The organism is Mycobacterium lentiflavum (assembly GCF_022374895.2).
In the GTDB taxonomy this organism is placed as follows: domain Bacteria; phylum Actinomycetota; class Actinomycetes; order Mycobacteriales; family Mycobacteriaceae; genus Mycobacterium; species Mycobacterium lentiflavum.
This window is the reverse complement of the sequence record NZ_CP092423.2, coordinates 4,390,133-4,414,275: the sequence shown is the minus strand read 5'-3', so window position 1 is coordinate 4,414,275 and position 24,143 is coordinate 4,390,133. Positions and strand designations below refer to the sequence as shown.

At 66.3% G+C, this 24,143-nt stretch carries 24 protein-coding genes; 15 read left to right on the top strand and 9 right to left on the bottom strand.

Annotated elements, in window-relative coordinates:
• Nucleotides 1–18 precede the first annotated feature (18 nt).
• On the top strand, nt 19–1,269 hold the full coding sequence (locus MJO58_RS20495; protein WP_090605255.1) for an alpha/beta hydrolase: 1,251 nt from the start codon (nt 19–21) through the stop codon (nt 1,267–1,269).
• Here MJO58_RS20495 and MJO58_RS20490 read toward each other — a convergent pair.
• The 4 genes from MJO58_RS20490 to MJO58_RS20475 form a co-directional block, all read right to left on the bottom strand.
• The gene (locus MJO58_RS20490) at nt 1,256–2,878 is read right to left on the bottom strand and encodes an ABC transporter family substrate-binding protein (protein WP_239723365.1); all 1,623 of its coding nucleotides are present in this window, start codon (nt 2,876–2,878) and stop codon (nt 1,256–1,258) included. The genes MJO58_RS20495 and MJO58_RS20490 overlap by 14 nt on opposite strands.
• A gap of 61 nt (nt 2,879–2,939) precedes the next feature.
• Entirely contained in the window at nt 2,940–4,790 is a 1,851-nt protein-coding gene (locus tag MJO58_RS20485; protein ID WP_239720773.1) for a dipeptide ABC transporter ATP-binding protein, read from the bottom strand.
• A complete protein-coding gene (locus tag MJO58_RS20480) occupies nt 4,787–5,734 on the bottom strand; it encodes an ABC transporter permease (RefSeq protein WP_239720771.1) in 948 nt (315 codons plus the stop codon). The genes MJO58_RS20485 and MJO58_RS20480 overlap by 4 nt, the downstream gene beginning before the upstream one ends.
• Entirely contained in the window at nt 5,731–6,708 is a 978-nt protein-coding gene (locus tag MJO58_RS20475; RefSeq protein ID WP_090605247.1) for an ABC transporter permease, read from the bottom strand. Before MJO58_RS20475 ends, MJO58_RS20480 begins: the two co-directional genes overlap by 4 nt.
• Before the next feature lie 229 nt (nt 6,709–6,937).
• Here MJO58_RS20475 and MJO58_RS20470 point away from each other — a divergent pair, with 229 nt between their 5' ends.
• From MJO58_RS20470 to MJO58_RS20435, 8 genes are all read left to right on the top strand, one after another.
• Entirely contained in the window at nt 6,938–7,282 is a 345-nt protein-coding gene (locus MJO58_RS20470) for a lsr2/espR transcriptional regulator (protein ID WP_090605244.1), read from the top strand.
• Between the two features lie 4 nt (nt 7,283–7,286).
• A complete protein-coding gene (locus MJO58_RS20465) occupies nt 7,287–7,766 on the top strand; it encodes an NADH-quinone oxidoreductase subunit B family protein (RefSeq protein ID WP_090605241.1) in 480 nt (159 codons plus the stop codon).
• 23 nt (nt 7,767–7,789) lie between these two features.
• The gene (locus MJO58_RS20460; RefSeq protein WP_239723364.1) at nt 7,790–9,736 is read left to right on the top strand and encodes a proton-conducting transporter transmembrane domain-containing protein; all 1,947 of its coding nucleotides are present in this window, start codon (nt 7,790–7,792) and stop codon (nt 9,734–9,736) included.
• Between the two features lie 5 nt (nt 9,737–9,741).
• A complete protein-coding gene (locus MJO58_RS20455; RefSeq protein ID WP_239720770.1) occupies nt 9,742–10,692 on the top strand; it encodes a respiratory chain complex I subunit 1 family protein in 951 nt (316 codons plus the stop codon).
• A gap of 10 nt (nt 10,693–10,702) precedes the next feature.
• A complete protein-coding gene (locus tag MJO58_RS20450; protein ID WP_090605238.1) occupies nt 10,703–11,365 on the top strand; it encodes a hypothetical protein in 663 nt (220 codons plus the stop codon).
• On the top strand, nt 11,365–12,837 hold the full coding sequence (locus MJO58_RS20445; RefSeq protein ID WP_239720769.1) for a proton-conducting transporter transmembrane domain-containing protein: 1,473 nt from the start codon (nt 11,365–11,367) through the stop codon (nt 12,835–12,837). The genes MJO58_RS20450 and MJO58_RS20445 overlap by 1 nt, the downstream gene beginning before the upstream one ends.
• Nucleotides 12,834–14,309, top strand: coding sequence for a hydrogenase large subunit (locus MJO58_RS20440; protein ID WP_259608716.1), 1,476 nt, complete (start codon nt 12,834–12,836; stop codon nt 14,307–14,309). The genes MJO58_RS20445 and MJO58_RS20440 overlap by 4 nt, the downstream gene beginning before the upstream one ends.
• Before the next feature lie 131 nt (nt 14,310–14,440).
• A complete protein-coding gene (locus MJO58_RS20435) occupies nt 14,441–14,932 on the top strand; it encodes a beta-class carbonic anhydrase (protein ID WP_090605229.1) in 492 nt (163 codons plus the stop codon).
• A 35-nt stretch (nt 14,933–14,967) separates the two neighbouring features.
• Here the strand turns inward: MJO58_RS20435 and MJO58_RS20430 are convergent, their stop codons facing one another.
• Nucleotides 14,968–15,357 (bottom strand): PaaI family thioesterase, encoded by a 390-nt coding sequence (locus MJO58_RS20430; RefSeq protein ID WP_175364658.1) that lies wholly within the window; start codon nt 15,355–15,357, stop codon nt 14,968–14,970.
• Nucleotides 15,358–15,547: 190 nt separating this feature from the next.
• Here MJO58_RS20430 and cysD point away from each other — a divergent pair, with 190 nt between their 5' ends.
• The 3 genes from cysD to MJO58_RS20415 are packed head-to-tail and all read left to right on the top strand — an operon-like array spanning nt 15,548 to nt 18,919.
• A complete protein-coding gene (gene cysD / locus MJO58_RS20425; protein WP_239720767.1) occupies nt 15,548–16,528 on the top strand; it encodes a sulfate adenylyltransferase subunit CysD in 981 nt (326 codons plus the stop codon).
• A complete protein-coding gene (gene cysC, locus MJO58_RS20420) occupies nt 16,528–18,381 on the top strand; it encodes an adenylyl-sulfate kinase (protein WP_090605224.1) in 1,854 nt (617 codons plus the stop codon). Before cysD ends, cysC begins: the two co-directional genes overlap by 1 nt.
• Before the next feature lie 55 nt (nt 18,382–18,436).
• Entirely contained in the window at nt 18,437–18,919 is a 483-nt protein-coding gene (locus tag MJO58_RS20415; protein WP_090605221.1) for an Rrf2 family transcriptional regulator, read from the top strand.
• Nucleotides 18,920–18,929: 10 nt separating this feature from the next.
• Here MJO58_RS20415 and MJO58_RS20410 read toward each other — a convergent pair whose 3' ends face one another.
• Nucleotides 18,930–19,319, bottom strand: coding sequence for a VOC family protein (locus tag MJO58_RS20410; RefSeq protein WP_239720766.1), 390 nt, complete (start codon nt 19,317–19,319; stop codon nt 18,930–18,932).
• 19 nt (nt 19,320–19,338) lie between these two features.
• Entirely contained in the window at nt 19,339–19,752 is a 414-nt protein-coding gene (locus MJO58_RS20405; RefSeq protein WP_090605215.1) for a VOC family protein, read from the bottom strand.
• Nucleotides 19,753–19,820: 68 nt separating this feature from the next.
• Here MJO58_RS20405 and MJO58_RS20400 point away from each other — a divergent pair, with 68 nt between their 5' ends.
• Nucleotides 19,821–20,699 carry an LLM class flavin-dependent oxidoreductase gene (locus MJO58_RS20400; protein ID WP_239723363.1) on the top strand — a complete coding sequence of 293 codons (879 nt, stop codon included), beginning with the start codon at nt 19,821–19,823 and terminating at the stop codon, nt 20,697–20,699.
• Here the strand turns inward: MJO58_RS20400 and MJO58_RS20395 are convergent.
• Together MJO58_RS20395 and MJO58_RS20390 are read right to left on the bottom strand one after the other, a co-directional pair.
• A complete protein-coding gene (locus MJO58_RS20395) occupies nt 20,696–22,426 on the bottom strand; it encodes an NAD-binding protein (protein WP_090609513.1) in 1,731 nt (576 codons plus the stop codon). The genes MJO58_RS20400 and MJO58_RS20395 overlap by 4 nt on opposite strands.
• A 136-nt stretch (nt 22,427–22,562) precedes the next feature.
• Nucleotides 22,563–22,934 (bottom strand): nuclear transport factor 2 family protein, encoded by a 372-nt coding sequence (locus MJO58_RS20390; protein WP_090605208.1) that lies wholly within the window; start codon nt 22,932–22,934, stop codon nt 22,563–22,565.
• On the opposite strand from MJO58_RS20390, the gene MJO58_RS20385 reads away from it, so the two are divergent.
• Entirely contained in the window at nt 22,933–23,529 is a 597-nt protein-coding gene (locus tag MJO58_RS20385; protein ID WP_434086252.1) for an NUDIX domain-containing protein, read from the top strand. The two genes, MJO58_RS20390 and MJO58_RS20385, sit on opposite strands and share 2 nt — an antisense overlap.
• Before the next feature lie 30 nt (nt 23,530–23,559).
• Nucleotides 23,560–24,090, top strand: a complete 531-nt coding sequence (locus MJO58_RS20380) for a pyridoxamine 5'-phosphate oxidase family protein (protein ID WP_239720764.1) — start codon at nt 23,560–23,562, stop codon at nt 24,088–24,090.
• Nucleotides 24,091–24,143 lie beyond the last annotated feature (53 nt).

Sequence of the window (24,143 nt, the reverse complement as noted above, 5' to 3'; positions counted from 1 at the left end):
CCGGCAGAATGGGCGGCGATGACCATGAACGCGAAACGGCGCCGAATGCACGAAAAGCTTGCGGGAATGCCCGGCGTGCGACCGGTGCGCAGGCCGGTATCCCCAGGCAGCGCCGACGAGTTCGATCTGTACTACGTGCGCACCGGCCGCAAGTCCGCCCACCCGCTCGTCGTCATCCCGGGCGGACCGGGAGTGGCGTCGCTGCAGGTCTACAAGGGGCTCCGGCGTCGCGCCGCCCTCGCCGGTCTGGACATCATCATGATCGAGCACCGGGGGATCGGCATGTCGCGGCACGACGACGCCGGCACGGATCTGCCGCCGGAAGCGATCACCGTCGATCAGGTAGTCGACGACATCGCCGCGGTGCTCGACGACGCCCATGTGGACTCCGCCGTCATGTACGGCACGTCGTACGGCAGTTATATTTCGGCAGGCTTCGGCGTACGCCATCCTGGCCGGGTGCACGCGATGATTCTGGATTCGCCCCTGCTGTCACGACACGACATCGCGGTCGTCCGCCGCGCCGTCCGCGGTCTGTTGTTCGACGGCGATACTCCCGAAACCGCCGCACTGGCCCCCAAGGTCCGCAAGCTGATCGACGCCGGGGTGATGGCCGGGACGGCGGGGGAGATTGCCACCACCATCTACGCCTACGGCGGGCCAGGACTGCTGGATCGAGAACTCGACCTGTTGCTCAGCGGCCGAACGACGGTGTGGCGGATGCTGTCTCGCTTCTCCGCCGTCGTGAGTCTCAATGTCGCGTACCGTCACGAAATCGATCTGGTGAGCCGCATCGCGTTCCGCGAACTCGACTACGGGGCTCAGCCCGACGGCCTGCCGCTCGATCCGGCCGTAGCACTGCGTGAAATCATCAGCGAGACAGCTACTTTCGAAGCAGAGCCGTACGATCTGGTGGCTGAGATGCCTAAGTTCACCTGGCCCACGGTCGTGGTCTCCGGCGGGCGTGATCTGGTGACACCGCGGGCGGTGGCAGAGCAGGTGGCATCGCTGGTGCCGAATGCTCTGCTATTGGCGTTGCCGACGATGGCGCACAGCGCCGTGGACTTTCGTGAGCCCGCCGCACTGATCATCGCCGAGGCGGTGTGCCGCGGCGAAGTCGACCAGCTTGCCGGCCGGGGACCGGCGCTGGACACGCTGCCGGCCCGTCCCGCGATGCGCCTGCTGTGGAAGGCCGTCGAGGTCGCCGCGATCGCCGAGGGTGCGCTGCCGGTGGTGACACCGCCGTGGCGGCGGCTCAGGTCCGCATAAACCCGACCGCGGTGTAGTCCACATCGGCCAGTCCGGCCGCGCCGTAATTGGCCAAATCCTTTCGTACCGCTCGGTTCCCGGGCGACTGGAACAGCGGCAGGTTGAAGCCCTCCTGCCAGATCATCTGATCGACCTGGTTGGCGAGAGCACGCGCCTTGTGCTGGTCCAGCTCCGACAACGTTTCGGCGATCTTCGCATCGATCGCGGCATTGCCGATCCTGCCGAAGTTGCTGTCACCGTCCGAGGTGTAAATCTGCGCCAGCGCGGACAACGGGAAAGCGTTTCCTTCCCAACCGAATTGGGCGATATCGAAATCGCCGACGCCTACGTACTGGCTGAAAAAGCCGCTGCCGGCTTTGAGGTCGAGTACCAGCTTCACACCGATCTGCGCCAGGCTGTTCTGCGCGACCATGGCAATCTGCCGGTTGGATGCCGCGTCGAAAAGTACGTCGCGAACGACGAGCTGTTTGCCGTCCTTCTCCCGCACCGCGCCGTTGAGTTTCCACCCCATGGCATCGAGGTCTCTTCGGGCCTTGTCCGGGTTGAAACCGCCTGGCGCGCTGTTGTCTTGGTAGCCAACCTGTCCGGCCACGTAGACGTGGTTGTTCAGCGGCACGGGATGAGTGCTCAGGCCGTGCTGGACGACGTCGACGATGGCTTGGCGATCGATGCCCTGGCAGATCGCCAGTCGCAGCCGCTCGTCGGCCATGATCGAACCCGCGGCGCCGTTGAACGTGAAGTGGAACCAGGTTGGTGACGGCGCGCGGCGGATCACGATGCCGGGCGTTCGCTGGGCGGTCACCATATCGTCGAGCGTGGTGATGCCGGCAGCGTCGATCGCCTTGTTCTGCAGCGCCGGGATGATGGCGGAGACGTCGAGCACCAGGAAGGTGATCGAATCCAGCCGTGGCTTGCGGCCCCACCAGCGCGGATTACGGGTCAGCTGAATGCGCTGCCCGGTCCGGTCGATCGTGGACACGATGAAGGGGCCGGCCGACGGCCCGGGAGCTTCCAGCTGGCCCTTGTTGAAGACCTCCGGGTTGGCGGTCATGCTGCGGGGCTGAATGCCGCCGGCGAACATTCCGCGCCATTCGGCGTACGGATCGGAGAAGGTGACCACCGCCTGCCGGTCGTTCACCCCTCTGGTCACCGACTTCACCCGTTCGAACCCGGCCCGGCTGGCGATCAAGTACTTCTTGTCGCGGCCGTTGCACGCGTCGACCTCCGACCTGAGGTCTTCCCACGTGATCGGTGTGCCGTCGCTCCACGTTGCCTTGGGATTGATGGTGTACGTGACGGTTTGGGGGTTGGTCCCGGTCAGCTCGGCACCGGTGAAGTAGTCGGTGTTGAGCTGCAGCCTGCCATCCGCCTGGGTCATGAAGGCACCGGGCAGCGTGGCCGCCAGCACCGCACCGGTGTCAGACGTATTGCCGTCGATGTTCAACTGGTTGAAGTTGTCCGGGAACTCCGTCAGCGGTAGTCGCAGGTTGCCACCGTCTTGCAGCGTTGCGGGGTCCTGCGGATTCATGTCGCTGGTAGCGCCGACCTGAGCCGCCCGGGTCGCCGGCAGGTCCTGGTAGCCACTCGAGCAGCCGGTAACCATCACCATGAACGCCGACGCCAGCGCCGCGAGCTTGCGGGCTCTCGGTAGGTGTGTCACGCGCAAGATGCTAATCGGCGCCGCCTTCGGGTTGCGCCCGTGGAACGGCGGCCAGCAGTCGCCGGGTGTATTCGTGCTGCGGGTTGGTGAAAACGGCATCGCCGTCGCCCTGCTCGACGATGGCGCCCCGGTACAACACCACCACCTGGTGCGCCAGGTGCTTGACGACGGAAAGATCATGGGAGACAAACAGATACGACAGACCGAAGCGTTCCTGCAGGTCGAGTAGCAAGTTGATGATCCCAGCTTGGATCGAGACGTCCAGCGCCGACACCGGCTCGTCGAGCGCCAATATCTTCGGCTGCAACGCCAGCGCTCGCGCGATGCCGATGCGTTGCTTTTGTCCACCGGAGAACTCGGCCGGATAGCGAGCGGCGTCCGCGTAACGCAGACCGACGATGTCGAGCAGTTCGGCTACCCGTGCATCGGCGTCAGCCTTCCGGAATCCATTGGCCTGCAAAGGTTCGGCTATGACTTCGGATACGGGGAGCCGGGGGTCCAGGGATGCCACCGGATCTTGGAACACCACCTGAATGTCGTGCCGCAGCGCGCGCCGGCTCTCCGGATTCAACCCGGCGACGTCGGCGCCGAGAACCTCGATCGATCCCGACTGCGGCGCGTTCAACTCCAAGATCTGTTGCAGAGCAGTCGATTTGCCCGACCCGGACTCTCCGACGATCGCGAGCGTACGGCCCTGTCGCAGGGTGAAGCTGACGCCGGCGAGCGCTCGCACCTCACCCACCCGCCGGCGAAATACCACGCCCTTGGTGAGCGGGTAGGTCTTGCTGAGGTCGGCGACCCGCAGCACGGTTGTGCCTTGGTCTGTCGCGATATCGACGACCGGCGGGGCAGTTGTCACGTCGAAGATCTCGGAGGCAGCGCGGCCGGCGACGTCGTCGGTGCGGACGCAGGCCGCTCGGTGACCTTCGGACAACTTGACCAGAGCTGGTTCGGCCGAACGACATTCGTCGATGACCAGCGGACAGCGGGGCGCGAATGGACAAGCATCGGGGGTTAGCGTGGCCAAGTTCGGCGGTGCCCCGGGAATCGGAACCAGCCGAGTGCCCTGCGCGGCGTCCAGCCGCGGCACCGAACCGAGCAACCCGGCCGTGTAGGGCATGCGGCGGTCCCGGTAGAGATCGTCGACGGCGGCGATCTCGACCTCACGTCCGGCGTACATGACCATTGCCCGGTCGGCGAACTCCGACACGACTCCCAGGTCGTGGGTGATGATCAACACCGCCGCGCCGGTGACATCGCGAGCGGTCCGCAGCACATCGAGGATTTGAGCCTGCACGGTGACGTCCAGCGCGGTGGTGGGCTCGTCACAGATGAGCAGGTCAGGATCGTTGGCGATCGCGATCGCGATCACCACCCGCTGGCGCTCGCCGCCGGATAACTCGTGCGGGAACGCTTTTGCCCGGCGATCTGGCTGCGCGATACCCACCAGCTCGAGCAGCTCCATGGCCCGGGCCCGCGCGGTTGCCCGGTTGACGTCGCGATGGTGGACCCGGATGGCTTCGGCGATCTGGTCCCCGACGGTGTAGACGGGAGTCAGTGCCGACATCGGGTCTTGGAACACCGTGCCGATCGTCTTGCCGCGGATCCGTGACATCGCCTGGTCGGCTAGCCCGAGCAACTCCTGGCCGTGCAACCGGACCGAACCCGAGACCTCGGCGTATCCGGGCAGCAGCCCGACGACCGCCATGGCGGCGGTACTTTTGCCCGAGCCCGATTCGCCGACGATCGCGAGCACTTCACCCGGATCGATGTGGTAGGTCGCCCCGCGCACCGCGGGCACCCGCGCGGCCCCGGTGTCGAACGTGACGCTGAGATCGGTCACCTCCAGCAGCGCCGTCATTGCGGCCGCCCGATTGGCTCGCGCTTCCGGCGGCGGAACGGCCGCACACCCGGATCGATCGCGTCGCGCAGACCGTCACCGGCGAGGTTCGCGCACAACACAATCAATATCAACGCCGAGCCTGGGACCAGGAAGACCCAGGGGAAGGTGGTCGCAGACGGAGTGCCTTCGGCAATCAGCGTGCCCAGCGATACGTCCGGTGGCTGAACACCGAATCCCAGGAAGCTCAAGCCGGTTTCGGCCAGGATCGCGAAACCCACGTTGAGCGTCGCGTCGATGATCAGGATCGAGGCGACGTTCGGCACGATGTGATGCATGATCACCCGTCGGCTCGACACTCCCATATACCTTGCCGCACGGACGAATTCGCGTTCCCGCAGGCTCATAGTCAGGCCGCGCACCATCCGCGAGCTGACCATCCAGCCGAACGCCGCGAGCAGCACGATGAGCCACAGAACGCTGTTTGAATGCTTGGTGCGCGGCGTGACGATGGCAATCAGCAGGAAGCTGGGCACCACCAACAGCAGGTCCACCACCCACATCAGTGTTCGGTCGCGCCAGCCGCCGAAATAGCCGGCGATCGATCCGACGGTGGCGGCGATGGTGGTCGAGATCACCGCCACACAAACACCGATCAATAGCGACTTCTGCATGCCGGTCAGCGTCCGGGCCAGTAGGTCCTGGCCCAGCGCGTTGGTGCCCAACCAGTGTCGCAGCGACGGCGGCTGCAGCAGTGAGTGCAGATCGAGATCGGTATAGCTATACGGCAATAGCGGCGGCACTGCGTAGCAACCGACGAATGCCAGCGCCAGCAGAACCAGCGCCACCGCCGCAGGTTTGTTGCGAAAAAACCGTCGAATCAACAGGTTTCGGCGCGAGGTAAAGGTGGCGACCGGGTGGACGCCGGGGCGCCCAGCAACGTTTTGATCGGTCTCTTGGGTCATGACACCCGCACCCTCGGATCGAGTGCCGCATAAATGACGTCGGACAACAGCCCCGCCAGCAGGACGGCCGCGCCGGAGAAAAGCGTGATCGCCGCGACGACGTTGGCGTCCTGGGTGGCGATTCCGGACACCACCCATTCGCCCATGCCGTGCCAGCCGAAGATCTTTTCGACGAACACCGCGCCGACGACCAGCCCGCTCACTCCGTAGGCGAACAGGGTGGCCATCGGAATGAGTGCGGTGCGCAAACCGTGTTTGAACAGCGCCCGCCGTCGGGTCAGACCCTTCGCCCGCGCGGTCCGGATGAAGTCTTCGCCGAGCACGTCGAGCATCGCATTCCGTTGGTAGCGGCTGAAACCCGCGATTGCGCCCAGGGCCAGGGTCAGGGTCGGCAGCACGATGTGTTGCAAGCGTTCGATGACCGCGTCGACGGTTCCAGTGGGCGCAAGCGGCGACGTCTCCCCGGTGTACTGAAAGATTCCCACACCGGCGAGCATGTTGATCCGCAGTGCACCCAGAATCAGCAGGCTTGCCAGGACGAAGGACGGGATGCTCAAGATGATCAGCGACAGCACGGTGATCACCCGATCGCTGAGCCGGTACTGCCGGACCGCGCCCCAGGCGCCCACGATGACGCCGATCAGCGTGCCCAGCACCGAACCGGTCACCACGAGTCGCAGGCTCACCCCGACCCGGCGCCACAGTTCCTGAGAGACGGGGTGACCACTCACCGTCACCCCGAAGTCACCGTGGACCACACCGGAAACCCACTTCGCGTAGCGGATTGCCACCGGTTTGTCCAAGCCCAGCGCAACGGCCTTGGCGTGAATCGCCTCCGGCGGCGGCGTCGGGTGGCGCTGCATAAAGCTGTCGAGCGGATGAAACGTCTGCGAGGTCAGCAGGAAGGTCAGGAAAGACGCCAGCACGAGCAGGACGACGTAGTTGAGGAACCGCCGCGCGAGGTACCGGATCATGTCCTGCGGGCCTGCTTGCATCGCATTGGGACAGGTTAGCGAGAGAGCCGTCACCCGGCTTGGCTCGCGGGGCGCCGGCCGCGCCGAGGTGGTTCGCGCGGAGGCACCCGCCGACGCGCTGTCCGCTTGTCCTGCGGGGTGACCACCGTGCGACAGCACCTGCACATACACGTATGATGAATTCTTCAATTGATGAACTGCAGCATTGACAAAGCCTTCAGGAGCAAGAGTGGAAGCAAAGCCCCTCTACAAGCTCAAAGCCGATTTCTTCAAGACGCTTGGGCACCCCGCGCGCATCAGGATTCTCGAGCTCCTGGTGGAGCGGGACCGCTCCGTCGGGGAGTTGTTGGTGTCCGACGTCGGGCTGGAGGCGTCGAACCTGTCCCAGCAGCTGGCGGTGTTGCGTCGGGCAGGAGTTGTCGTCGCCGACCGCGACGGCAATGTCGTGACCTATTCGATCGCCTCGCCCGATATCGCCGAGTTGCTCGCGGTTGCGCGCGAGGTACTCGCCCGCGTGCTCACCGACCGGGTCGCGGTGCTGGAGGATCTGCGCGCCGACCGCTCGGCGAATTAGCACCATGGGTTGGTTCGCCAAAATCCTTCGCGTCGGCCGGGTCGTCGAGCCCGCGGGCGCGCCGCCGCCGCCGGCCATAGAACCACCGACGGGAGTGCGAGGTTCGCTGCAGATCCGGCATGTCGACGCGGGTTCGTGCAACGGATGCGAGGTGGAGATTTCGGGCGCGTTCGGGCCGGTGTACGACGCCGAGCGGTTCGGGGCACGACTGGTCGCCTCGCCCCGGCATGCCGATGCGCTGCTGGTGACCGGGGTGGTGACGCGCAACATGGCCGACCCGCTGCGCAACACCCTTGAGGCGACGCCACGCCCGCGGGTGGTGATCGCGTGCGGAGACTGCGCCGTGAACACAGGAGTGTTCAAGGATGCCTATGCCGTTGCTGGTGCGGTCGGTGAGGTGGTGGGAGTCGATGTCGAGATTGCGGGCTGCCCCCCGACACCGGCCGAAATCGTTGCAGCCCTGCGGTCGGTGACCGGGAAATGACGGCCACGTCGACCATTGCCGCGATGGCGACGCCAAAAGCACTGCCACGCAACGATTTTGGTCCGGCGGTCGGTGGGATTCTCACGTCTGGTATGGGCATCGTCGGAGTATGGCTGGGCTTAATTGGCATGTTCGGATCGGTCCGCGCGGTAGATATCGACTGGCTTCTTCCGCTGTCCGGCGTACGGATCGAGCTTGACCCGCTGGGCGGATTCTTCATGGCGCTCACGGGCGCGGTTGCGGTCCCGGTGGGTTGTTACGCGATCGGGTACGCGCGGCGTGAGCAGCTGAGCAGGGCCACAGTTGCGATGCTGCCGATGTTCGTCGCGACGATGGCGCTGGTGCCAGCCGCGGGGTCGGTGACGACCTTTCTGCTGGCGTGGGAGCTGATGGCGATCACGTCGCTGATGCTGGTGCTGTCCGACGACACCCGCCCTCAGGTCCGCGCGGCGGGGCTGTCGTACGCGGTGATGACCCAGCTGGGATTCGCCGCAATCCTGGTCGGGCTCATGGTGTTGTCGGCAGCCGGCGCATCCGACCGGCTCGCCGACCTGAAGGGCGTGTCCGGCGGGGTGCGCACGGCGGTGTTCGTGCTGACATTCGTCGGCTTCGGGTCGAAGGCGGGGTTGGTGCCGCTGCACGCCTGGTTACCGCGCGCCCATCCCGAGGCGCCCAGCCCGGTGTCGGCGTTGATGAGCGCGGCGATGGTCAATCTGGGCATCTACGGCATCGTTCGCTTCGACCTGCAGTTACTCGGGCCGGGTCCCCGCTGGTGGGGTCTGGCGCTGATGGCCGTCGGTGCCGTATCCGCGCTCTACGGTGTGTTGCAGGCCTCGGTGGCGACCGACATCAAACGGCTGTTGGCCTATTCGACGACTGAGAACATGGGCCTGGTCACGTTGGCACTCGGTGCGGCCGAGCTTTTCGTGGACACCGGTGCCTACGGTCCGGCGATGATTGCCACGGCCGCTGCGGTGGTGCATCTGATGGCGCACGCGGCGTTCAAGAGCCTCGGGTTCCTGTCGGCCGGATCGGTGCTGGTCGCCACGGGTGTGCGAGATCTCGATCTGCTCGGCGGACTGGCCCGCCGGATGCCGGCCACCACCGTGTTCTTCGGGTTGGCCGCGCTGGGCGCGTGTGGACTCCCGCTCGGTGCCGGTTTCGTCGGTGAGTGGCTGTTGGTCCAGTCCCTGATCCACGCCGCTCCCGGACACGATCCGACGGTGGCGCTGACCACTCCGTTGGCGGTCGGTGTGGTCGCACTGGCTACCGGCCTGAGTGTGGCCGCGATGGTCAAAGCGTTCGGGATCGGTTTCTTCGCCCGTCCCCGCTCGAGCCAGGCCGCCGGCGCGGGCGAGGCGCCGGCCAGCATGCGCGCCGGCATGGCGACCGCGGCGGGCGCCTGCCTGATCCTTGCGGTCGCGCCGGGGCTCGTCGCGCCGATAGTGCAGCGGATCGTCGCGAGCCTGCCGTTCGCCCACGGGGGATTCACCGACTTCGGCACCGTGGTTCGATTGCCAGGGATGCCCGGTTCGATCGCACCCGGTGTGATCGCCGCCGGTGTGCTTGCCACCGCGCTGGTGGCGTCCGCGCTGGGTCGGTTGCGTTTCCGGCGCCGCCCCGCGCCCGCCGTCCTGCCGTTATGGGCCTGCGGCGCAGACGATCTCACCGAGCGCATGCAATACACGGCAACGTCGTTCGCCGAGCCGCTGCAGCGAGTCTTCGGTGAGGTGCTGCGCCCCGATACCGACATCGAGGTCACCCAGACGGCCGAGTCACGGTTCATGGCCGACCGGATCACCTACCGGACCGCGATCACCGACGCCGTTGAACAGCGTCTGTACACCCCGATCGCCGAGGCGGTCGCCGCCGCCGCCGGGCTGATGCGCCGTGCCCACACCGGCAGCGTGCACCTCTACCTGGCCTACGGGGCGCTGGGTGTGCTGGTCGTGTTGGTGGCCGCCAAGTGAACGCGATGTCCTACGTCGCGGGGGCGGCTCAGCTCGGCCTGATCACGCTCGGTGCGCCGCTGGTGGTCGGGGTGACGCGGCAAGTGCGGGCCCGCTGGGAGGGCCGGGCGGGCGGCGGATTGTTGCAACCCTGGCGGGATCTGATCAAACAACTTGGTAAGCAACAGATCACGCCGGTGGGAACGACGATCGTGTTCATCGCCGCGCCCGCGATCGTCGCCGGGACCACGCTTTTGATCGCGGCGATCGCACCGATCGTCGCCACGGGGTCGCCCCTGGACTCCAGCGCCGATTTGTTCGCCGTGGTTGGCTTACTGTTTCTGGGCACGGTGGCGCTCGCCCTTGCCGGCATCGACACCGGCACCTCGTTCGGCGGTATGGGCGCAAGCCGCGAGATCACCATCGCCGCTCTGGTCGAGCCGACGATCCTGCTGGCTGTGTTCGCGCTGTCCATCCCGGCCGGATCGTCCAATCTCGGTGCGCTGGTGACGAATACGATTGCGCACCCCGACCATGTCATGTCCTTGACCGCCGTGCTCGCCTTTGTCGCGCTGGTGATCGTCATCGTCGCCGAGACCGGGCGGCTGCCGGTCGACAACCCAGCGACCCATCTCGAACTGACGATGGTGCACGAGGCGATGGTCCTCGAGTATGCCGGACCCCGGTTGGCGCTCATCGAGTGGGCGTCGGGGATGCGACTCACGGTGCTGCTGGCGCTGCTGGCAAACCTGTTCTTGCCGTGGGGGATTGCCGGCACCGCGCCCACCGCCCTTCAGGTGCTGGTTGCCATGGCGGCCATAGTGGTCAAAGTCGCGGTGCTGGCCGCGCTGCTCGCGACATTCGAGGTGTTCATCGCCAAACTCCGGTTGTTCCGGGTGCCCGAACTGTTGGCGGGTTCGTTCCTGCTGGCCTTGCTCGCGGTCACTGCCGCCAACTTCTTCACGGTGCGCACATGAGGGCCCGGCCATGACCGACGCGAACTTCTCGACCTTGGTTGACTTCGCCGCGGGCGGGCTGGTGCTGGCCGCGGTCTTGATCGTCTGGCGCCGCGATCTGCCCGCCATCGTGCATCTGCTGGCCTGGCAGGGCCTGGCACTGACCGCGATTCCGGCGTTGCGCGGCCTCCATGACCACGATGTCGCACTGATCGCGGTCGCCGTCGTCGTGCTGGTGCTGCGCGTGGTGGTGTTGCCGTGGCTGCTCGCCCGCGTGGTGGGTGCCGAAGTCGCGTCGCGACGCGAGGCCACCCCGCTGATCAATACCACCGGTTCGCTGCTGATTACCGGCGGATTGACCGTCGCCGCCTTCGCGATCACCCAACCGGTGGTGGACCTGGCACCGGGTCCGAGCACCAACGCCGTGCCCGCCGCGTTCGCGGTGGTGCTGATCGCGCTCTTCGTGTTGACCACCCGGCTGCACGCGATCTCGCAAGCCGTCGGATTCCTGATGCTAGACAACGGGATTGCCGCGACGGCTTTCCTGCTTACGGCGGGAGTGCCGTTGATCGTCGAACTCGGAGCCTCATTGGACGTGCTCTTGGCCGTCATCGTGATCGGCGTGCTGACCGGCCGGCTGCGACACACCTTTGGCGACGCCGACCTGGACAAGCTGCAGGAACTGCACGACTGATGACCACCTTGCTGCTCACCGCGATCCTCGCGCCACTTGCCGCGTCAATCGCCACCCTGGTCGGTGGATGGCGGCGGGTGACTGCGGCACTGACTGTCCTGTCCGCAGTCACCGTGCTGGTGTGCGGCGCCGCAATGGGATTCAGGGTCGGATCCGGTACCCGGTTCGCGCTCGGCGGCCTGCTGCGCACCGACGCGCTCACGGTGACGATGCTCATCGTCATCGGGATCGTCGGCACACTGGCCACCTGGGCGAGCGTTTCTTATATCGACGGCGAGCTGGCGGGTGCCCACACCGACGAGCGGGGCGCCCGTTTGTTCGGTGTACTGACACCGGCGTTCTTGGCGGCGATGGTTCTCGCGGTGTGCGCCAACAATATTGGCGTGGTGTGGGTGGCGATCGAGGCCACCACCGTGATCACTGCCTTCCTGGTGGGGCATCGGCGCACGCGCACCGCGCTGGAAGCGACCTGGAAGTACGTCGTGATCTGCTCGGTTGGTATCGCCGTCGCGTTCCTGGGAACCGTGCTGCTGTACTTCGCCGCCCGGTACGCCGGGCTGCCCGCCGCCCACGCATTGAACCTCGATGTCCTGGCTGCACACGCCCGCGGCCTGAATCCCGCTGTCGCGCGGCTGGCCGGGGGACTACTCCTGATCGGCTACGGCGCCAAGGCCGGGCTCTTTCCGTTCCACACCTGGCTGGCCGACGCCCACAGCCAAGCCCCCGCGCCGGTGTCCGCGCTGATGAGTGGCGTGCTGTTGTCGGTCGCGTTCTCGGTGCTCATCCGACTGCGGCCGATCATCGATGCCGCCACCGGGCCCGCATTTCTGCGCACCGGACTGCTGGTGGTCGGGTTGACGACGCTGCTGGTCGCCGCGCTGATGCTAACCGTCACCGGCGATATCAAGCGGATGCTGGCGTACTCCTCGATGGAGAACATGGGCCTGATCGCGATCGCAGCGGCCGCCGGCACCACGTTGGCGATCTCCGCTCTGCTGCTGCATGTGCTCGCGCACGGGATCGCCAAGACAGTGTTGTTTCTGTCGGGTGGTCATTTGCAGGCCGCGCACAACTCGACGGCGATCGCCGATATCACCGGAGTCATGCACCGGTCACGGCTGATCGGCCTGTCGTTCGCCACCGGCCTGATCGCGCTGCTGGGCCTGCCACCTTTCGCGATGTTCGCCAGCGAGCTGGCGATCGCGCGGTCGCTGGCCGGCGCGCGGCTGGCCTGGGTGCTGGGCGTCGCGATCCTGTTGATCGCGATCGCCTTCGCCGCTCTGGCCCGCAATTGCGGGCGACTACTACTCGGTGCGCCCGCGGTGGGTGCGCCATCGATTGCCGTGCCGGCCACGGCCGCAACGGTCTTGATCCTCGGCATCACCGCCTCTGCCGCCCTGGGCGTCACGGCCGGCCCGCTCACCGACCTGTTCACAGTCGCCGCCAGCACCAACGTCGGAGCCGCACGGTGAGGCGAACATGGTTGCGGCACAGGGTTTCGCAGCGCGGTCTCACCGAAATGGCCGAACAACTGCTGGACGATTCCTTCAGGCTGGCTTTGGTCGCCGCACACGACGACGGAGACAGTCTGCGTGTCGTCTACCTGTTCCTGGCCGGCCGCCCCGATCGTCGCGTCGAGCTTGAATGCGTTGTACCCGTGCACGATCCAATCGTCCAATCGCTGGCCTATGTATCGTTTCCGGCGAGTCGATTCGAGCGGGAGATGGCGGATCTGTACGGAATCCGCCCCGTCGGCCACCCCAAGCTTCGCCGCCTGGTCAGTCACGCGCACTGGCCCGACTGGCATCCGATGCGCACCGACCCGGGGCCCGTGCCCGAATTCGCTGACACCGGGGCGTTCCCGTTCCTCAACGTCGAAGGACCCGGGGTGTACGAGATCCCGGTCGGCCCGGTTCACGCCGGCCTGATCGAACCCGGCCACTTTCGCTTCTCGGTGGCGGGCGAGACCGTCGTGCGGTTGAAAGTTCGGCTGTGGTTCGTCCACCGCGGCATCGAGAAGTTGTTCCACGGCCGGACCGCCGATGGGGCAGTCGATCTCGCCGAACGCATCAGCGGCGATACGTCGGCCGCCCACGCCCTGGCCCACAGCCTCGCCGTCGAAGACGCCCTCGGCATCGAGCTACCCGACGACGTGCACCGGTTGCGTGCGCTCATCGTTGAACTCGAGCGGCTCTATAACCACGCCGCCGATCTCGGCGCCCTGGCCAATGACATCGGCTACTCCATCGCCAACGCGCACGCTCAACGCATCCGGGAAAGACTGCTGCGGCTCAACGCCTCGGTCACCGGCCACCGGCTGCTACGGGGTGCCATTCGCCCGGGCGGCATTGTGCTGCAAGGCCTTCCCGACACCGAGGAACTTCACCGACTCGCCTCCGACGTGGCCGAGGTCGCGTCGCTGACACTGACGAACGCGGTCGCCTACGACCGATTCGCCGGCACCGCGGTCCTTCGCGGCGAAGACGCTTCCGCCCTGGGCTGTCTGGGGTACGTCGCCCGTGCCAGCGGCCTTCGCACCGACGCCCGGGTCGAGCACCCCACCGTCGATCTGCCCGTCGTGGAAATTGGCGCGACGGCAGGCGATGTCCTGGCCCGCTACACCGTGCGGCGCGACGAGTTCGCCGCGGCCGCTGTCCTCGCCCGCTGCATTGTCGAGTCACACAGCGGCCCAATCGAATACAGTGCCGGCACCGAGGCAGTGGGCACGCCCGGTAGTGGTGTCGGCATAGTCGAGGGTTGGCGCGGCACCATCGTGCACCGCGTCGAAATCGACGCGACAAACCGCATCACCCGTTCCAAAATCGTCGACCCGTCCTGGTTCAACTGGCCCGCGCTGCCCGTGGCGATGGCCGACACGATCGTTCCCGATTTCCCGCTGGCCAACAAGAGCTTCAACCAGTCCTACGCGGGCAACGACCTGTAGCCGACCCGGACTCGTCACCGGCCGCCGCCACGACATTCAGAAAACGCTGAGCAAAACTAGAGCCCCGAGCCTATTGCCGGAGATATGCTGCGGCACCGATTGCCTGGCAAATTCCATCCGAGGAGACTTGCGTGACGGTTACCGATGACTACTTGGCGAACAACGCCGGATACGCGAGCGCATTCAACGGACCACTGCCGCTGCCGCCGAGCAAGCACGTCGCGGTCGTCGCGTGCATGGATGCCCGGCTCGACGTCTACCGCGTCCTCGGCCTGAACGAGGGCGAAGCCCACGTCATCCGCAACGCCGGCGGGGTCGTCACCGATGACGTCATTCGCTCACTGGCCATCAGCCAGCGGCTGCTGGGGACTCGGGAGGTCATCCTGATTCACCACACCGACTGCGGGATGCTCACCTTCACCGACGACGACTTCAAGCGCGCCATCCAAGAAGAGACGGGCGTGAAGCCGCCGTGGGCGGCCGAGGCGTTCGGAGACCTGGCCGAGGACGTGCGGCAGTCGTTGCGCCGCATCGAAAACAGCCCGTTCGTCACCAAGCAGGTGTCCTTGCGCGGCTTCATCTTCGACGTGGCGACCGGCAAGCTCGAGGAGATAACCCGCTAGCTGACCCCGCTAACCGACCCCGCTAACCGACCCCGCTAACCGACTTTGTAAGTAGCGAGGGCCTTGGCGATCAGCCGGCCCTCGGGATCGACGACCTCGGCCTCGCAGTTGGTCAGCGACCGGCCCCTGCGCAGCACCCGGCCCACTCCGATCACGTCGGTTGCCCGGGCCGGCGCCATGAAGTCCAGCGCCATCGACACGGTTACGCCGCGGAATTCCGGCGGTGCTTCCCGGCCGCACCAGGCCGCCGCCATCACGGTGAGATCGGCGAGCGTGGCGATGGCGCCGCCGTGCACCATGTCGCCGAGGGTGACGTTGGAGGGATCCCACGGCAGCCGTAGCCGTACTTCCTCGTCGCCGAGCTCGTCGGCAACGATGCCCAGCTTGGCGACGAACGGCGATTGGGGCAGAAACTGCGCGATCACGTCGCGCCCGCTGGGGGGAGCCGAGGAGGTGGTCATTCGTTCATGCTGTCGCACCGCCGAGCCCGGCAACAGGGCCGCGGCCGCAACCTGGCGCGATGTGTCCGGTGCTCGGCCGATGCGCCACACGGCCCGATCCGCACATTGACACGGCCGGGCCGGGCTGGTTCTATGAACGTCAATGACCGTAAACATGGTCAGTTCTACCAAGATTATCCGGATATCCGGTTGGGACAAGGAAGCCATGACCAGTGGTGTGACGGCGGGCCCCGCGGCCGGTCAGTACGAATTGAGCCACCTGCGCTCGTTGGAGGCGGAGGCCATCCACATCATCCGTGAGGTGGCCGCGGAGTTCGAGCGGCCGGTGCTGCTGTTCTCCGGCGGCAAGGACTCCATCGTGATGCTCTACCTGGCGCTTAAGGCGTTCCGCCCGGGGCGGCTGCCGTTCCCGGTCATGCATGTCGACACCGGCCACAACTTCGACGAAGTGATCTCGACCCGCGACGAACTCGTCGACGAGTTCGGGGTGCGCTTGGTGGTGGCGTCGGTGCAAGAGGACATCGACGCCGGCCGGGTCGTCGAGACCATCCCGTCGCGCAACCCGATTCAGACCGTGACGCTGCTGCGTGCCATTCGCGAGAACAAGTTCGACGCCGCGTTCGGCGGGGCCCGTCGCGACGAGGAGAAGGCCCGCGCCAAGGAGCGGGTGTTCAGCTTCCGCGACGAATTCGGCCAGTGGGACCCCAAGGCCCAGCGTCCCGAGCTGTGGAACCTCTACAACGGCCGGCACCACAAGGGCGAGCACATCCGCGTCTTCCCGCTGTCCAACTGGACCGAGTTCGACATCTGGTCCTACATCGGCGCCGAGAAAATCAAGCTGCCGTCGATCTATTACGCGCACCGGCGCAAGGTTTTCGAGCGCGACGGGATGCTGCTGGCCGTGCATCGCCACATGCAACCGCGCGCCGACGAGCAGGTGGTGGAGAAGACGGTGCGGTTCCGCACGGTCGGCGATGTCACCTGCACCGGCTGCGTCGAATCGGAGGCCGCGACGGTGTCGGAGGTGATCGCCGAGACCGCGGTGTCCCGCCTGACCGAACGCGGCGCCACCAGGGCGGACGACCGCATCTCAGAGGCTGGAATGGAAGACCGGAAACGGCAGGGTTACTTCTGATGGCTGCACCGACGACGCTGCTCCGCATCGCAACCGCCGGCTCGGTCGACGACGGCAAGTCCACCCTGATCGGACGGCTGCTGTACGACTCCAAGGCCGTGATGGAAGACCAGTGGGCCGCGGTCGAAAAGACCTCGAAAGAGCGCGGCCACGACTACACCGATCTGGCACTGGTCACCGACGGCCTGCGGGCCGAGCGGGAACAGGGCATCACGATCGACGTCGCCTACCGCTACTTCGCCACTCCCCGACGCAAATTCATCATCGCCGACACCCCGGGCCACATTCAGTACACCCGCAACATGGTCACCGGTGCGTCGACCGCCGCGCTGGTCATCGTGCTCGTCGACGCCCGCCAAGGTCTGCTCGAGCAGTCCCGACGACACGCCTTCCTGGCCTCGCTGCTGGGCATCCAGCACATTGTGCTGGCGGTCAACAAGATGGACCTGATCGACTGGGACAGAGCGAAATTCGAAGCGATCAAGGATGAATTCCACGCCTTCGCCGCACGTTTGGACGTGCAGGACGTGGCGACCATCCCGATGTCGGCGCTGCACGGCGACAACGTGGTGACCAAATCGGACAAGACGCCCTGGTATGAGGGTCCCGCGTTGCTCTCACACCTGGAGGAGGTTTACGTCGCCGGTGACCGCAATCTGGTCGACGTGCGCTTCCCGGTCCAGTACGTGATCCGGCCGCAAACCCACGAGCATCGCGACCACCGCAGCTACGCCGGAACGGTGGCCAGCGGCGTGATGCGTCCCGGTGACGAGGTGGTGGTGCTGCCGATCGGCAAGACCACCCGTATCACCGAGATCGAAGGCCCGAATGGCCCTGTGGGAGAAGCATTTCCGCCGATGGCCGTCTCGATGAGCCTGGCCGACGACATCGACATTTCGCGTGGCGACATGATTGCCCGCACCAACAATCAGCCCAGGGTCACCCAGGAATTCGACGCGACCGTGTGCTGGATGGCCGACGGCGCGTCGCTCGAGCCGGGCCGCGATTACGTCATCAAGCACACCACCCGGACCACACGCGCGCGGGTCACCGCCCTGGACTACCGGCTCGATGTCAACACCCTGCATCGGGACAAGAGTGCTACGGCGTTGAAGCTCAACGAACTTGGCCGCATAACGCTGCGCACGCAGGTGCCGTTGCTGCTCGACGAGTACACCCGCAACGCCAGCACAGGTTCGTTCATCCTGATCGACCCGAACACCAACGGCACGGTGGCGGCGGGCATGGTGTTGCGCGACGTCGCGGCGCAGAAGGCCAGCCCCAACACCGTGCGGCACAAGTCACTGGTCACTGCCGAAGACCGGGCGGCTCGTGGCCGGACGGTATGGCTCACCGGCCTGTCGGGTGCGGGTAAATCGTCGGTGGCGATGCTGGTCGAGCAGAAGCTGCTCGAAAAGGGCACTCCCGCTTATGTTCTCGACGGCGACAACCTGCGCCACGGCCTCAACGCCGACCTGGGCTTTTCGATGGCCGACCGCGCGGAGAACCTGCGCCGGCTGGCTCATGTCGCGACGCTGCTCGCCGATTCCGGCCAGACCGTGCTGGTGCCCGCGATCAGTCCGCTGGCAGAGCATCGCGAGATGGCTCGTAAAGTGCACGACGACGCGGGATTTGAGTTCTTCGAAGTGTTCTGCGATACCCCGCTTTCGGAGTGTGAAGCACGTGATCCCAAGGGGCTGTATGCCAAAGCCCGCGCGGGCGAAATCACGCATTTCACCGGTATCGACAGTCCGTATCAGCGGCCCAAGAATCCGGATCTGCGGTTGATTCCGGACTGTTCGCTCGAGGAGATGGCCCAGCGCGTCATCGACATGCTGGAGTTGCGCTCCTAGCCAGCAGACCCAAGCGTGCGCATCGCATTGGGCCGATGGTGGCACAATCCTCAACGTGCGGATGTCGGCAAAAGCGGAGTACGCGGTGCGGGCGATGATTCAGCTCGCCACCGCGGACAGCGGCACGCTGGTCAAGACCGACGATTTGGCGCAAGCGCAGGGCATACCGCCGCAGTTTCTGGTCGACATCCTGACCAACCTGCGTACCGATCGTTTGGTGCGTAGCCACCGCGGCCGCGACGGCGGTTACGAGCTGGCCCGTCCGGGTAGCGAGATCAGCATTGCCGACGTGCTGCGCTGCATCGACGGGCCGCTGGCCAGTGTCCGTGACATCGGCCTGGGTGACCTGCCGTATTCGGGACCGACGGCACCCCTGGCCGATGTGTGGCGTGCGCTGCGCGCCAGCATGCGCTCGGTCCTGGAGGAGACGACGCTGGCCGACGTGGCGTCGGGCACCCTGCCCAAGCACGTCGCGAAGCTCGCCGACGACTATCGCGGCCAGGAGAGCCTGCGGCATGGCGCTCCACGCGCCGACTAGCCCGGTCGGCTCAGCCGCCCGATCCGTAGGGCCGGGTCAAGATCTCCATGGCGTGCCCGGCGGGATCCAGGAAGTAGACCCCGCGCCCGCCGTCGCTGTGGTTGATCTCGCCGGGCCGGCTTTGCCGCGGATCGGCCCAATGCGGCAGGCCGCGCGATTGGATCTTGCCGTAGATCGTGTCGAACTCCGGCTCGGAGACGAGGAAGGCGTAGTGCTGGCGCCGGATCTCCTCGCCCTCGGGGGCGTCCGCGTAATCGAGGCTCACCCCGTGCTCTAGTGCGACGACCATGAAGGGGCCGAATGGCTTCGGGCTCGGCAGCTCGAAGAGCTCGGCGAGAAATTCCGCGGATTCGTTTTTGTCGCGTGCGGCGACGATGGTGTGGTTGAAACTGATGGACATAGTTCTTTCCAGTATTCCCCTACTTGGGCGCGGTCAGCTCCAGCGCGATGTTGTCCGGGTCGCGGAATTCCAGAATGTAGGACGGCCCGATATCTTTGACCGGCTCGTGCTCGACCCCCACTTCGTCGAGATGTGCTGCCGCAGAGTCTAATTCGTCCAAACTGGCGAGCCGGAAAGCGATGTGATCAAGACCGCAACGGTCTTCGTGAAAGCGATCGGATGCGACCGGCCGCAGTCCGAGCAGCGTGCCGCCGAGGTCGTAGATGACGCCGCCGTACAAGAAGGAGAACTGGTTGCGGGTTGCCTCGTCGACATTTTCGGGAAGTTCCAGCAACACCGGCCAACCGAACACGCTCTCGTAGAACCGCCGCGATCGCTCGATATCAGTGACGGTCAGTCGAACATGTGCGATGGAGGTACTGGCTAAGGTCACTTACCCCATGCTGCCACTCCCGGGGCCACATGTTGAGGGCATGCCAGAATGCCGTCGTGCGGATAGCAATGACGATGCCGGTGATGGAGCCGGATTTGGATGCCACGGTGCTCGAGACTTGGGCGCGCGCGATCGACGAGGGCCCCTTCTCGTCGCTGTGCTGGGGCGAGCGCATCGCGTTCGAAAACCCGGACAACCTCACGCTGCTCGGTGCGCTCGCGGCCTGGACGACGCGAGTGCGGCTGATGACGACGGTGATCGTGCCGCAGCTGCACGATCCGGTGATGTTGGCGAAGGGCCTGGCGACCGGCGACATGCTGTCCGGCGGGCGGTTGACCGTGGGCGTCGGCGTGGGCGGCAGGCACGAGGACTACCACGCGGTCGGCGCCGACCCCGCATCGCAGACCATGCGCGACATGGCCGAGCGGGTCGCGGTGATGAAGCGGGTATGGGCCGGCGAAAAGATCACCGAGTCGGTGCTGCCGGTCGGGCCCGCAACCGTTCAGCCCGGTGGCCCGCCGCTGCTCGTCGGCAGCATCGGGCCGAAGACCATCCGCAGCGCGGCCGCCTGGGCCGACGGGCTGGCCGGCACCACCCTGGACCTGGATGTCGACAAGCAAAATGAGCTCTTCGACGTCACGCGGGAAGCGTGGGCGCGGGCCGGCAAGCCCAAACCCCATCTGCTGACCTCGTTCTGGTTCGCCTTCGGCACGCCCGACGAGTCGCGCGCCCAGGTGCATCGGCACCTGCGCCGCTACATGAACTGGATCCCGGCGGAGTACGTCGACGCGATGGCCCCGATGACCGGCTGGGCCGGCGATGAAGACGAGCTGGCCGCGGTGCTGCGCAAGTTCGAGGAGATCGGCACCGACGAGGTTCAGCTGATTCCGACCAGTTCCGACGTCGACCAGGTGCGCCGGGCCGCCGACGTGGCCGCGCGGCTCTAGGCCGGTAGCCGCTCGCGGCCGACCTCCGGCTGCGGGGGTTGGCCCTTTTGCAGCGTCGCGACCAGCTCGCGGTAGGGGCCGACGAGGTAGACGGTGTCGCCGGCGCGCAGCCGGGCGTCGCGGCGCGGATGCAGCTGGACCGGGGTGTCGTCGCGGGTGATCGCGATGACGCGGGTCTGGGTGGACATTTCGAACATCCGCATCCCATCGAGCTCGCTGCCCGCGGCCACGTGCATGCCGCCGATCATGAAGTAGCGCTGACCGACCGAGAACGTCCCCAGCACCTGCAGGCCCATCGCGGCGCCGATGAACCACGGCGCGGCCAGTTCGACGGTCGAGCGCACGGTATTGAAGCCGAACCGGTCGGCCACCGCGTTGCCCAGCGACCGGTCGTAGATCCGCAGCACGATCGGAACATCAGGCCGGATGACGTGCGGCATCACCCGTGGACCCAGCATCTCGCGCAGCACGATCCCGGTCTCGATATTGGTCATGTCGTCGTGGGTCAGCACCGCGATCGCACGCGCGGTCTCGACCCGGGCCGCCGCCAGCGTCTGGCGCAGCGTCGCGTCGCCGAAGATCACCGGCACCTCGAGTTCGGTGGCGGTCGACAGGTAGCGGTTGTTCTCGTCCAGCTCGATCACCACGACGTCATATCCGGCCGCGTGCAGGTCGGCGGTGACCCGACTGCCGAACGAGCCGAGCCCGACGACGACGATGTGGTTGCGCATGCGGCGGGCCCGCCGTCGGCCGGCCGTGTGCTCGAATCGCCGGGAGATCAATAGGTCGGCGATGAACGAGACCAGCACGGCGGTCGTCATCAAGCCGCCGAACATCAAACCGATGCTGAACAGTCGCAGCCACGTCGGTTGCGAGAGGAAGCTGAAGTCGCCGTACCCCACGGTCGCGATCGTCTCGGTGCTGAAGTACAGCGCGTCCACCCAGTTCATTTTCGCGTGAGGCTGATAGCTGTAGCGCAACAACACCGTCGAGCCAACCAGCACGGTCAACACCGCGGCCACCGCACGCATGAACATCGGGTTGACGTCGTTGGCCAGCCCGCGCGCGACGTCGATGGCCCGCCGAAGCCGGCGCTGGCGGGTGCGGGTCGTGTTGGGCCGCGGGGCCTTGACACCGCGCCCGGCCAGTTCGTCGACGGTGCCGATCATCGCGGCCCAGTCGCCGGTGCGGACGCGCAGGTCGCGGCCCGGACATGCCTCCAGCAGCCCGGGCGCGGGCGAGTTCTTGCCGTGGATCACCGCGACCGGCGCCAGGTCGGCGTAGATCTCGCGCAGCGTGGCGTCGTAGGGCGCCTGACCGTTCGCGACGAGGAACTCGATGCCCGCCGCCTCGAAAGGGTGCGCGGTGTGCGCGAGGCAGGCCTCGACGACCGACGGCGCCGCCAGTTCGGCGACATCGAGGATCGCGCCGGGACCGTTGTCGTCGCCAACCGCCTCGCGCAGCACATCGTTGGCCAGCCGGGCGACCACGCGCACATTCGGGTTGGCTTGCCTTGCCAGTAAAGCGATTTCGAGATTTATCGCGTCGTCATCCCCGGCGCAGACCACGGCGGCCGCGCGCACGATCCCGGCCTCGACGAGGTCGTCCTTGGTGTCGGCGACCGCGTCATCGACGAGCTTGACGACGGTGGCGCCGGCGTTCTCCAGCTCCTCGGCGATCGTCGTCGCCAGCGCGTCGTCACCGCTGACGATGATGTGGCCGTGCATGCTCACCCCGCCTCCCGGAACGTCGCATTGCTATGACTATCGGCTACTGTGCCGATTTCTGCCAGCGCAACACCGGTCGGGGCGACGGCCAGCCCGGCGCTGGGTCCGTATTTTCTTGGGCTGTAATGGTTTTGCGCTACAGCACACGAACGTCGGAAGGTCCCCAGAACGCCCGCATCGACGTGATCTTCGCGTCGTCGTCGAATGTCATCAGCGAAATGGGCGAGATTCGGGTGCGGGTGTCACCGGCATCGAGCGTCAGGTGCCAGTAGAACGCCGCTTCGTTGCCGCCAACCCGTATTTCGGCGAGTTCGGTATCTTTCTTGGCATCTTGGAACGCCGTGTAGAACTCACGTACCGCGTCTTGGCCGCGCCGGACTTCCGATCCGGCCGGATCCTCGATGGTGGCGTCGGCGGAGTAGAGGTTCACAATCTCGTCGGTCGCGCCGCTGGCGACGTGTGCGAGGTAGCTGTTGACGGTCTCGGTGATGGCTTCTTGGGAAGGCATGGCTTCGGACGCTACCTGTTCGCCCTGGCGGTCGCTTCGGGTTGGTGATACTTGCAACGTGGCTTTCATCGAACGCGTCGCATCGCGCGAGATCTACCGGAATCCGTGGCTGATCTTCCGGGAGGACGAGATTCGCCGCCCCGATGGCAGCCCCGGCATCTACGCCGTGGTGGACAAGCCGACGTATGCGCTGGTGATTCCCTATGACGGACGCCGATTCCGGCTCGTCGAGCAGTTCCGCTATCCGGTGGGCGCGCGCCGCTGGGAGTTCCCGCAGGGCACGGCGCCCGATCTGACCGAAACCGAGCCCGCCGAGCTGGCAGCGCGCGAGCTGCGCGAGGAAACCGGGTTGAGCGCGACGTCGTTCGAGGCACTCGGCCTGCTCGACGTCGCTCCCGGTATGACCAGTCAGCGGGGCTGGGTGTTCCTGGCCACCGGGATCTCCGAGGGTCAAGCCGCCCTCGAGCACGAGGAGCAGGACATGCGCAGCGCATGGTTCGCCCGCGAAGACGTCGAGGAGATGATCCGCTCGGCCGTGATCGCCGATTCGCAATCCGTGGCGGCCTACGGGCTGTTCCTGCTGCACGGGCGATGAGTTTCGGTGCCGGTGCCGGTCAAGTAGGTTATGACGATCAGAGCGCGCAATCTCGACGGCTACGCAGCGCCGACCATCGAGTGGGCCCGGGTGGAAGCGGTGCTGGACACCCAACTGACGCAGGCGCCGGGTAGCGGTGGTCCGCAACGCCATACGGCGTGGCTCACGACGATCAATCCCGACGGCAGTCCGCACGTACGGCCGGTGGGGGTGATCACGCACCACGGCAGCTGGTATTTCACGTCCGGATCCGCGACCCGGAAGTCTCGTAACCTGGCCCGCGACCGCAGATGTGTGGTCAGCATCGCCACCGATCAATTCGACCTCGTCTTCGAGGGCACCGCCGAAAAGATCACCGACGGCGACGAATTAGCCTCTGTTGCAGAGGCTTTCGTTCAATCCGGGTGGCCCGCCCGGGTCGACGGCGATGCGCTCACGGCCGAGTACAGTGCGCCGTCGGCGGGTCCGCCGCCCTGGCATGTCTATCGCGCGCAGCCGTCGGCCGTGTTCGCGATGGGCACATCGGAACCGTTCGGCGCGACGAAGTTTCGCCTGGACTGAGGCATTACCGCCCGATCGTGTCCGCGCCGATACCGCGTCGCGTCATCGAGTCC

What these genes read in the sequence shown, in the direction of transcription:
- cysD (WP_239720767.1), top strand. Translation starts at nt 15,548, where the DNA reads ATGGTCAGTTCTACCAAGATTATCCGGATATCCGGTTGGGACAAGGAA.
- MJO58_RS20410 (WP_239720766.1), bottom strand. Translation starts at nt 19,319, where the DNA reads ATGTCCATCAGTTTCAACCACACCATCGTCGCCGCACGCGACAAAAAC.
- MJO58_RS20475 (WP_090605247.1), bottom strand. Translation starts at nt 6,708, where the DNA reads ATGATCCGGTACCTCGCGCGGCGGTTCCTCAACTACGTCGTCCTGCTC.
- MJO58_RS20465 (WP_090605241.1), top strand. Translation starts at nt 7,287, where the DNA reads ATGGGTTGGTTCGCCAAAATCCTTCGCGTCGGCCGGGTCGTCGAGCCC.
- MJO58_RS20455 (WP_239720770.1), top strand. Translation starts at nt 9,742, where the DNA reads ATGTCCTACGTCGCGGGGGCGGCTCAGCTCGGCCTGATCACGCTCGGT.
- MJO58_RS20390 (WP_090605208.1), bottom strand. Translation starts at nt 22,934, where the DNA reads ATGCCTTCCCAAGAAGCCATCACCGAGACCGTCAACAGCTACCTCGCA.
- cysC (WP_090605224.1), top strand. Translation starts at nt 16,528, where the DNA reads ATGGCTGCACCGACGACGCTGCTCCGCATCGCAACCGCCGGCTCGGTC.
- MJO58_RS20460 (WP_239723364.1), top strand. Translation starts at nt 7,790, where the DNA reads ATGGCGACGCCAAAAGCACTGCCACGCAACGATTTTGGTCCGGCGGTC.
- MJO58_RS20380 (WP_239720764.1), top strand. Translation starts at nt 23,560, where the DNA reads ATGACGATCAGAGCGCGCAATCTCGACGGCTACGCAGCGCCGACCATC.
- MJO58_RS20490 (WP_239723365.1), bottom strand. Translation starts at nt 2,878, where the DNA reads ATGGTGATGGTTACCGGCTGCTCGAGTGGCTACCAGGACCTGCCGGCG.
- MJO58_RS20445 (WP_239720769.1), top strand. Translation starts at nt 11,365, where the DNA reads ATGACCACCTTGCTGCTCACCGCGATCCTCGCGCCACTTGCCGCGTCA.
- MJO58_RS20495 (WP_090605255.1), top strand. Translation starts at nt 19, where the DNA reads ATGACCATGAACGCGAAACGGCGCCGAATGCACGAAAAGCTTGCGGGA.
- MJO58_RS20485 (WP_239720773.1), bottom strand. Translation starts at nt 4,790, where the DNA reads ATGACGGCGCTGCTGGAGGTGACCGATCTCAGCGTCACGTTCGACACC.
- MJO58_RS20385 (WP_434086252.1), top strand. Translation starts at nt 22,933, where the DNA reads ATGGCTTCGGACGCTACCTGTTCGCCCTGGCGGTCGCTTCGGGTTGGT.
- MJO58_RS20395 (WP_090609513.1), bottom strand. Translation starts at nt 22,426, where the DNA reads ATGCACGGCCACATCATCGTCAGCGGTGACGACGCGCTGGCGACGACG.
- MJO58_RS20400 (WP_239723363.1), top strand. Translation starts at nt 19,821, where the DNA reads ATGACGATGCCGGTGATGGAGCCGGATTTGGATGCCACGGTGCTCGAG.
- MJO58_RS20450 (WP_090605238.1), top strand. Translation starts at nt 10,703, where the DNA reads ATGACCGACGCGAACTTCTCGACCTTGGTTGACTTCGCCGCGGGCGGG.
- MJO58_RS20480 (WP_239720771.1), bottom strand. Translation starts at nt 5,734, where the DNA reads ATGACCCAAGAGACCGATCAAAACGTTGCTGGGCGCCCCGGCGTCCAC.